At 61.3% G+C, this 7,871-nt stretch carries 7 protein-coding genes; all 7 read left to right on the top strand.

Annotation, left to right across the window (positions count from 1 at the left end):
• Positions 1-995, top strand: a 995-nt coding sequence (gene priA / locus BG52_RS14455; RefSeq protein ID WP_036667562.1) for a replication restart helicase PriA, incomplete at its 5' end; no start/stop codon positions are given.
• 53 nt (positions 996-1,048) lie between these two features.
• Complete coding sequence (gene def / locus BG52_RS14450; protein ID WP_036580639.1) at positions 1,049-1,534, top strand: peptide deformylase; 486 nt, start codon at positions 1,049-1,051, stop codon at positions 1,532-1,534.
• 5 nt (positions 1,535-1,539) lie between these two features.
• Positions 1,540-2,490 (top strand): methionyl-tRNA formyltransferase, encoded by a 951-nt coding sequence (gene fmt / locus BG52_RS14445; protein ID WP_036580640.1) that lies wholly within the window; start codon positions 1,540-1,542, stop codon positions 2,488-2,490.
• Complete coding sequence (gene rsmB, locus BG52_RS14440) at positions 2,480-3,868, top strand: 16S rRNA (cytosine(967)-C(5))-methyltransferase RsmB (protein ID WP_051588078.1); 1,389 nt, start codon at positions 2,480-2,482, stop codon at positions 3,866-3,868. Before fmt ends, rsmB begins: the two co-directional genes overlap by 11 nt.
• 155 nt (positions 3,869-4,023) lie before the next feature.
• The gene (rlmN, locus tag BG52_RS14435) at positions 4,024-5,112 is read left to right on the top strand and encodes a dual-specificity RNA methyltransferase RlmN (protein WP_051588076.1); all 1,089 of its coding nucleotides are present in this window, start codon (positions 4,024-4,026) and stop codon (positions 5,110-5,112) included.
• A 7-nt stretch (positions 5,113-5,119) separates the two neighbouring features.
• Positions 5,120-5,881: a Stp1/IreP family PP2C-type Ser/Thr phosphatase gene (locus BG52_RS14430; RefSeq protein WP_036580646.1), complete on the top strand. Its 762-nt coding sequence runs from the start codon at positions 5,120-5,122 to the stop codon at positions 5,879-5,881.
• On the top strand, positions 5,878-7,871 hold a 1,994-nt coding region (pknB, locus tag BG52_RS14425), incomplete at its 3' end, for a Stk1 family PASTA domain-containing Ser/Thr kinase (RefSeq protein ID WP_036667560.1). The genes BG52_RS14430 and pknB, both read left to right, overlap by 4 nt.

Below are 7,871 nucleotides of genomic sequence, written 5' to 3'. Positions count from 1 at the left end.
GGCTGGAGCGCGGCGAACAGTCCGTGTTGCTGCTGAACCGCCGGGGGTACAGTACATTCGTCATGTGCCGGTCCTGCGGCTATACGGCCGGGTGTCCGCATTGCGACATCTCGCTGACGTTCCATCAGAAAAGCCGGATGCTGCGCTGCCACTACTGCGGCCACGCCGAGCGGACGCCGGAAACATGCCCGTCCTGCGCAAGCGAGCATATCCGTTATTTCGGGACGGGCACGCAGAAGGTCGAGGAGGAGCTTGCGAAGCTTTTTCCGGGCATACGCGTCATCCGGATGGACGTGGACACGACGTCCGAGAAAGGCTCGCATGAGAAGCTGCTGACCGCGTTCGGCCAGCGGAAGGCCGACGTGCTGCTTGGCACGCAGATGGTCGCCAAAGGGCTGGATTTTCCGTACGTGACGCTGGTTGGCGTGATTGCGGCGGATACGTCGCTGCATCTGCCCGATTTTCGTGCGGCGGAGAAGACGTTTCAGCTGCTTACGCAGGTAGCGGGCCGGGCGGGACGCCATGAGCTGCCGGGCGAGGTCGTCGTGCAGACGTATTCGCCGGAGCATTATTCGGTGCAAACGGCCAAACGCCACGATTACGAATCGTTCGTACGGGAGGAGCTTCGGCAGCGCCGGGTGCTGTCGTATCCGCCGTTCTGCCGGCTGGTGCTGATTACGCTCTCGCATGAGCAGCTGCCGCTGCTCGTGTCGACCGGGGAACGGTTCGCCGAGGAACTGCGCAAGGCGGCCGCTGAGGAAGGGCTGCTTGCTCCGCTCGAAGCGGGCGGCGAGCGCGCATTGGAGCTGCTCGGGCCCGTCGCATCGCCGATTCCGCGGCTGAAGGATCGCTACCGTTTTCAATGTATGATAAAATATCGGGGACGAATCGACGCGGCCGCGCTCGTGCGAAAGGCAATGGCTCCGTTCACGGATCGTGCTTCGCAGGACGGGGTGCTGTTCGCCGTCGACGTCGATCCGCAGGTTATTTTGTAGGCTTGGCCGGATGTCCGGCATTCATTTCACATATAAAGGCAGGGAACGTCATCATGGCCATTCGGCTGATCGTGAAGGACCCGGATCCCGTTCTGCGGGAACGGGCGAAGGAAGTGACCAAATTCAACGCCAATCTGCACAAGCTGCTGAAGGACATGGCGGAGACGATGTACGACGCGGAGGGCGTCGGTCTCGCCGCGCCGCAGGTCGGCATTCTGAAGCGGGTGATCGTCGTGGACGTGGGCGAGGAGAGCGGCTTGATCGAGATGGTGAACCCCGAAATCATCGAACACGAGGGCGAGCAGCTCGGACCGGAAGGCTGTCTGAGCATTCCCGGCACAAGCGGCGATGTCCGCCGTGCGCAGCGGGTCAAGGTGAAGGGCCAGGACCGCGACGGCAAGCCGTTCGAAGTGGAAGCGACCGATTTCATGGCGCGCGCTTTTCAGCATGAGATCGATCATTTGAACGGCGTCCTGTTCACGGACATTGCAGAAGAGCTGTACGAAACGTCGGCGAAATCGAAAAGAAGCGGAGAGTGAGCAGGATGCGCATCGTGTTCATGGGAACGCCCGGTTTCGCCGTTCCTTCTTTACATAAGCTGCTTGACGCCGGGTACGAGGTTGTGGCCGTCGTATCTCAGCCGGACCGATCGAAGGGCCGGAAAAAGGTGCTGACGCCGCCTCCCGTTAAGGAAGCGGCGCTCGCCCGCGGCATTCCGGTGCTGCAGCCGGCGCGCATGCGCAATCCGGAAGCGGCGGCGGAAATTGCGGCGCTGGAGCCGGATTTGATCGTGACCGCGGCGTACGGCCAGATTTTGCCGAAGGCGGTGCTGGACGCGCCGCGGCTGGGATGCATCAACGTGCACGGCTCGCTGCTGCCGAAGTACCGGGGCGGCGCGCCGATTCAGCGGGCGATCATGGACGGGGAGCGCGTCACCGGCATTACCATCCTGTATATGGCGGAGGGGCTCGATACCGGCGACATGATCAGCCGTATGGAAGTGCCGATCGCGCCCGACGACACGTCGGGTACGCTGTTTGAGAAGCTTAGCGAAGCCGGCGCGGAGCTGCTTATGCGCACGCTGCCGTCGATTCTGGACGGAACCGCGCAGGCGGTGCCGCAGAACGAGGAAGAGGCGACGTATGCGCCGAACCTGACGCGCGAGGATGAGCGGATCGATTGGACGCGCAGCGCGGAGACGATCCGTAATCAAGTGCGGGGGCTGGTGCCTTTTGCCGGCGCTTTTACGTATTGGAACGGCGAGGTGCTGAAGGTGTGGGCTTGTCGGGCGGCGGCGGACAAGCGGGGTGGCGGCGAACCGGGCAAGGTGGCGGCGGCAGGTCCCGATGGTTTGTTCGTGCAAACGGGTGACGGCGTGCTGCAATTGCTGGACGTTCAGCCCGCGGGCAAAAAAGCGATGCCTGCCGCCGAGTGGTTGAAGGGCGTGCGGCTGCCTGAAGGCACGGTGCTCGGAGGAACAACGGATGGCGAATAACAAACAACAACGTGCCCGCTCGGCGCGCGAGGTCGCGCTTGATGCTTTGGTGCGGATCGAACGCGACGGAGCCTACAGCAACCTGGAGCTCAACCGCGCCCTGCAGCAGGCGGAGCTGCCGCGCGCCGATGCAGGTCTGGCGACGGAGCTGGTGTACGGCACGGTGCAGCGCATGCGCACGCTGGATTACTGGCTGGAGCGTTTCGTCGCCAAAGGTTTGGCCAAGCTGCAGCCTTGGGTGCTGGCGCTGCTGCGGATGAGCGTGTATCAGATGGTTTATCTGGACCGCGTGCCGCCCCATGCCGCCGTCAATGAAGCGGTGACCATAGCCAAACGACGCGGCCATGCCGGCATATCGGGCATGGTCAACGGGGTGCTGCGCAATGTGGACCGGCGGCGGAGCGAATTGACGCTGCCGGAGAGCGCGACGACGACCGAGGCGATTGCGCTCAAGCATTCTTATCCGGATTGGCTGGCCGGACGCTGGGTGTCGGAGTACGGCGCCGAGACGGCGGAGGCGATCTGCGCCGCAGGCAACGAGCCGCCGAACAGCTCGATACGCATCAATCCGCTGCGGGCCGGGCGCGATGCCGTTCTAGCGGCGCTTAAGGAGGAGGGGCTCTACGCGGCGCCTTCCCCGCTGTCGCCGAACGGCATCGTCGTGGTCCGCGGAGGCAACCTGGCCGACCGGATCGAATACCGGAACGGTCAGTGGACGGTACAGGACGAGAGCTCGATGCTCGTCTCCGAAACGGCGGCGCCGTCGCCGGGCATGACCGTGCTGGACTGCTGCGCCGCTCCGGGAGGCAAGTCGACCCATCTTGCGGAGCTGATGGAGGACCGCGGCACGGTCTGGTCGAACGACATTCATCCGCACAAGGAAAAGCTGATCGCCGCGCAGGCGGAACGGCTCGGGCTTTCCTGCATCCGGACGACCGTCGGCGATGCGGCCGAGCTGCCGGAGAAGCATCCGGATGCGTCAATGGACCTTGTTCTGCTCGACGCCCCCTGCAGCGGCTTCGGCGTGATCCGGCGGAAGCCGGAAATCAAGTGGGCGAAGTCGCCGGTGGACGTCGATGCGATTGCCGGGCTGCAGACGCGCCTGCTGGAAGCGGCTGCCCGTCTTGTGAAGGTCGGCGGCACGCTTGTGTACAGCACATGCACGATTGAGCGGAGGGAAAACGAAGGGCAAATCGAGCGTTTTCTTGCCGGGCACGCCGAATTTGAGCTGGATCCGGATTGGCCGCCGCATGTGCTGGATGCCCTGCGGGAGGCGGGCGTTGTTCGTGATGACGCGGCGTTCCCGGGCATGGTGCAGCTGCTGCCGCAGCATTTCGGCAGCGACGGGTTCTTTATCGCAAGGCTGCGCCGGCGCTGAGCCGTTGCGAGTCAGGGAGTCCGCCGTCCCCGGCGGTAGTCCATCCGGGCCGGTTGTGATACAATAGCAGGATGGATGGTCAAAATAAGGGTTTGCGGAGCGGACGGACACAGAACAACGCGCCGCCAACCGAAAGCGGAACGGGTGGTAAGGAAATGAGCGAAACGAAACAAACGATCGACCGGAAGGAAACGGTTGAAACGAAACCTTTTATATATGATTACACGCTCGAGCAGCTTCAGGGCTGGATGAAGGAGAACGGGGAGCCGGCGTTCCGCGCCGGGCAGCTGTTCGATTGGCTGTATGTCAAGCGTGTGACCTCATTCGAGGACATGAGCAACCTGTCGAAGCCGCTGCGCGAGAAGCTGGACGCCCAATTCCGGTTCGTGACGCTGAGCGAGATTACGCGGCTCGAATCGAAGGACGGCACGGTCAAATATTTGTTCGGCCTCCACGACGCCCACGCCATCGAGACGGTCGTCATGCGCCATAACTACGGCAACAGCATTTGCGTGACGACCCAGGTCGGCTGCCGGATCGGCTGCACATTCTGCGCATCGACGCTTGGCGGCTTGAAGCGCAATCTGACGGCGGGCGAGATCGTCGCGCAGGTCGTCACCGCCCAGCAACTGCTGGACAAGACGGAAGAGCGCATTTCCAGCATCGTCATTATGGGTTCGGGCGAGCCGTTCGAAAACTATGACGCGACGATGGCTTTTCTGCGCATTATGATCCACGAGAAAGGACTTAACATCGGACAGCGGCATATTACCGTGTCCACAAGCGGCATCGTGCCGAGCATCTACAAGTTCGCCGAGGAGAACACGCAGATCAATCTGGCGATTTCGATCCACGCGCCGAACGATGCGCTCCGCTCGAAGCTGATGCCGGTCAACCGGCGTTTCCCGTTCGACGACGTGATGGAGTCGCTGCGGTACTACATCGCCAAGACGGGCCGCCGCGTCACGTTCGAATACGCCTTGATCGGCGGCGTCAACGACCGTCCCGAGCATGCGGAGGAGCTGGGGGATGTGCTGCAGGGATTGCTGTGCCACGTTAATCTGATTCCGGTCAACCACGTGCCCGAGCGCGATTATGTGCGGACGCCTCGGGAGGACATTTTTGAGTTTCAGCGCATTCTGGAAAAGAAAAAAATTAACACGACGATCCGCAGGGAGCAGGGGCACGATATCGCCGCAGCTTGCGGACAGCTGCGTGCGAAGCATATGGAGTCGGCGAGGTGAACAATCGTTGAGAACGGCAAACCGGAGTGACATCGGACGCATCCGGCTCGTGAACGAGGACCGTGCGTGGGTGGGCCAGCTGGAGAACGGTATAACGGTCGCCATTGTGGCGGACGGCATGGGCGGCCACCAGGCCGGCGACGTCGCCAGCCAGCTGGCGGTCGACACGTTCCGCGAGTCGCTGCGGGACTACAAGGATCCATTGGATCCGGAGCAGGCCAAGACGTTGATCAGACAAGCGATACTGCAGGCAAACGAGATCGTATACGAAATGGCTTCGCAGAACGACCGTTACCATAATATGGGAACGACGGTCGTGGCCGCGATGCTTTTTGAAGGCAGCGGCATTATCGGGCATATCGGCGACAGCCGCGCCTACCGGCTTCATGACGGTCGGCTCCGTCTGCTGACGGAGGATCATACGCTCGTCAACGAGCTGGCGAAATCGGGCCAGATCAGCGCCGAGGAGGCGGCCAACCATCCGCGCCGCAATGTGCTTACCCGGGCGCTTGGAACCGACCGGCACGTAGAGGTGGATGTCAAGGGTTTTGCCTGGACGCCCGGCGATATGCTGCTGCTGTGCAGCGACGGCTTATATTCGATGGTCGGCGAGGACGAGATGCTCGCGGCGCTGCTTGACGCAGAGCCAAATCTCGACGGCAAGGCGGAGCGGCTCATTGAGCTTGCCCTGCATGCCGGGGGCGACGATAACGTCACCGTGCTTTTGATCGACCATGCGGCCGGCGATGAAGAAGAGGTGATAGGATGATCGGACGGGAGCTTGGCGGACGTTATGAAATAATCGAACGAATCGGCAGCGGCGGCATGGCGCTTGTCTACAAAGCGCACGACGTGTTGCTCAACCGTAAAGTCGCCGTCAAAATTTTGCGCCAGCAATTCGGCCATGACGAGGAATTTGTCCGCCGATTCCGGCGGGAAGCCCAGTCGGCCGCTTCCTTGTCGCATCCGAACGTCGTCAGCATCTACGATGTCGGCGAGGAGGAAGACACGCACTACATCGTGATGGAATACGTGGAAGGCAGCAATTTAAACGATTTGATCAAGGAACGCGCGCCGCTGCAGACGGAGGAGGCGGTCCGTTTTGCCGTGCAAATTTGCGACGCCCTTGATCATGCCCACCAGAATCAGATCATCCACCGCGATATTAAGCCCCATAACATTCTGATCGGAAAAAACGGCCGCGTGAAGGTGACGGATTTCGGCATCGCCCGCGCGGTCACGTCTTCGACGATCACACAGACGGGGTCGGTGGTCGGTTCCGTTCATTATTTCTCGCCCGAGCATGCGAAAGGGATCAGCACCGGCGAGAAATCCGACCTGTATTCCCTAGGGATCGTGCTGTACCAGATGCTGACGGGCAGACTGCCTTTTCTCGGCGAAAGCCCGATCAGCGTCGCACTCAAGCATCTTCAGGACGATTTCGAGGAGCCGCGGCAGGTCAACCCGCATATTCCGCAGAGCTTGGAAAATATCATTCTGCGTTCGATGCGCAAAAACAGCTCCGAGCGGTATGCCTCCGCGCAGGAAATGCTGGAGGATCTGGAAACGTGCCTGAAGCCCGAGAGGCTGAACGAGCCCAAGATCGCCTTTACGCAGGATTTGGACGAGACGAGAGCGATGCCGGCCATCCGCGGCGCCGCTGCGGCGTCAGCCGGCGTCGAGACGAAATGGGTCGACGAGCCGGAAACGAAACGCAGATGGGTTAAGCCGCTTCTCACGGTTCTGATTACTCTGCTGGTCATTTTTCTTGTGTATATGGGCGTAAGAACGGTTATCGGCATCATGGATACCAATGAAGTGGATGTGCCTTATGTCGTCGGCCAAACCGAGGCCGCCGCGCGGCAGATGCTTGCCGATGCCGGGTTGAAGGTGGAAGAACCTGTCGTTTATGAGGAGCGGAAAGACGTGACGAAGGATACGGTGTTCGAGCAGAGCAAGACGAACATGCGCGTCAAGGAAGGCTCGTTCATCAAGCTGTACGTAAGCAAGGGACCTCGTATGGAGGCAATGCCGGATTTCAGCGGGCGCAAGTATGCGGACGCCGTGGAGGAACTGGTCAATCTCGGCATGGTCGAGGAGGAGCAAATTTCCAGGGAGGAAGTATTTGACGATGCGGCCCCAGGCAGCATTATCGCCCAGTCCATCGCAGCCGGCGCTTCGTTCGATCCGGGAGCGGACAAAATTGCGTTCACCGTCAGTAAGGGGCGAGAGACGTTCGAGATGCCGAACCTGCTGGGCATGAAGCAGCAGGTGGCGCTGAACGAGCTACAGAAGCGAGGCCTGAAGCCGGGTCCCGATTCCGGAGTGGTGAAGGAGCCGAGCTATTCCCCGGAAGGTACGGTTATCGACCAATTCCCGTATAAGGCGGGGGATGCGGTGGCCAAAGGCAGCGAAGTGACGGTTACCGTCAGCTCCGGCCTGCCCGACGATGCGCTGAAGTATACATTCAACATTCTCATCTCGCCTGCGGTTATCGGCCAGTCCAGCGAGATCCGGATCGAGTATTCGGATGCCCGCGGCGAGAAGATCGATTGGGGCAAAAAAACGATCAAGGATACGCAGTCGTTCCCGGTTGAGGTCGTGCTCGGGCCGAATACGGAAGCGGTCGTTACCGTTTACCGCGACGGTAAATTCACCGATTCGTTCCCGATTACGTACGACGAGGCGAAAAACGGCGGCGCAGGCAATTCGGCGGCGGTGCCGGGCATGACGCAGGAACAGCCCGTCGAGCCTTCGGC

Source organism: Paenibacillus darwinianus, from assembly GCF_000598065.1.
Lineage (GTDB): Bacteria > Bacillota > Bacilli > Paenibacillales > Paenibacillaceae > Paenibacillus_I > Paenibacillus_I darwinianus.
This window is presented reverse-complemented; position numbering and strand designations above follow the sequence as displayed.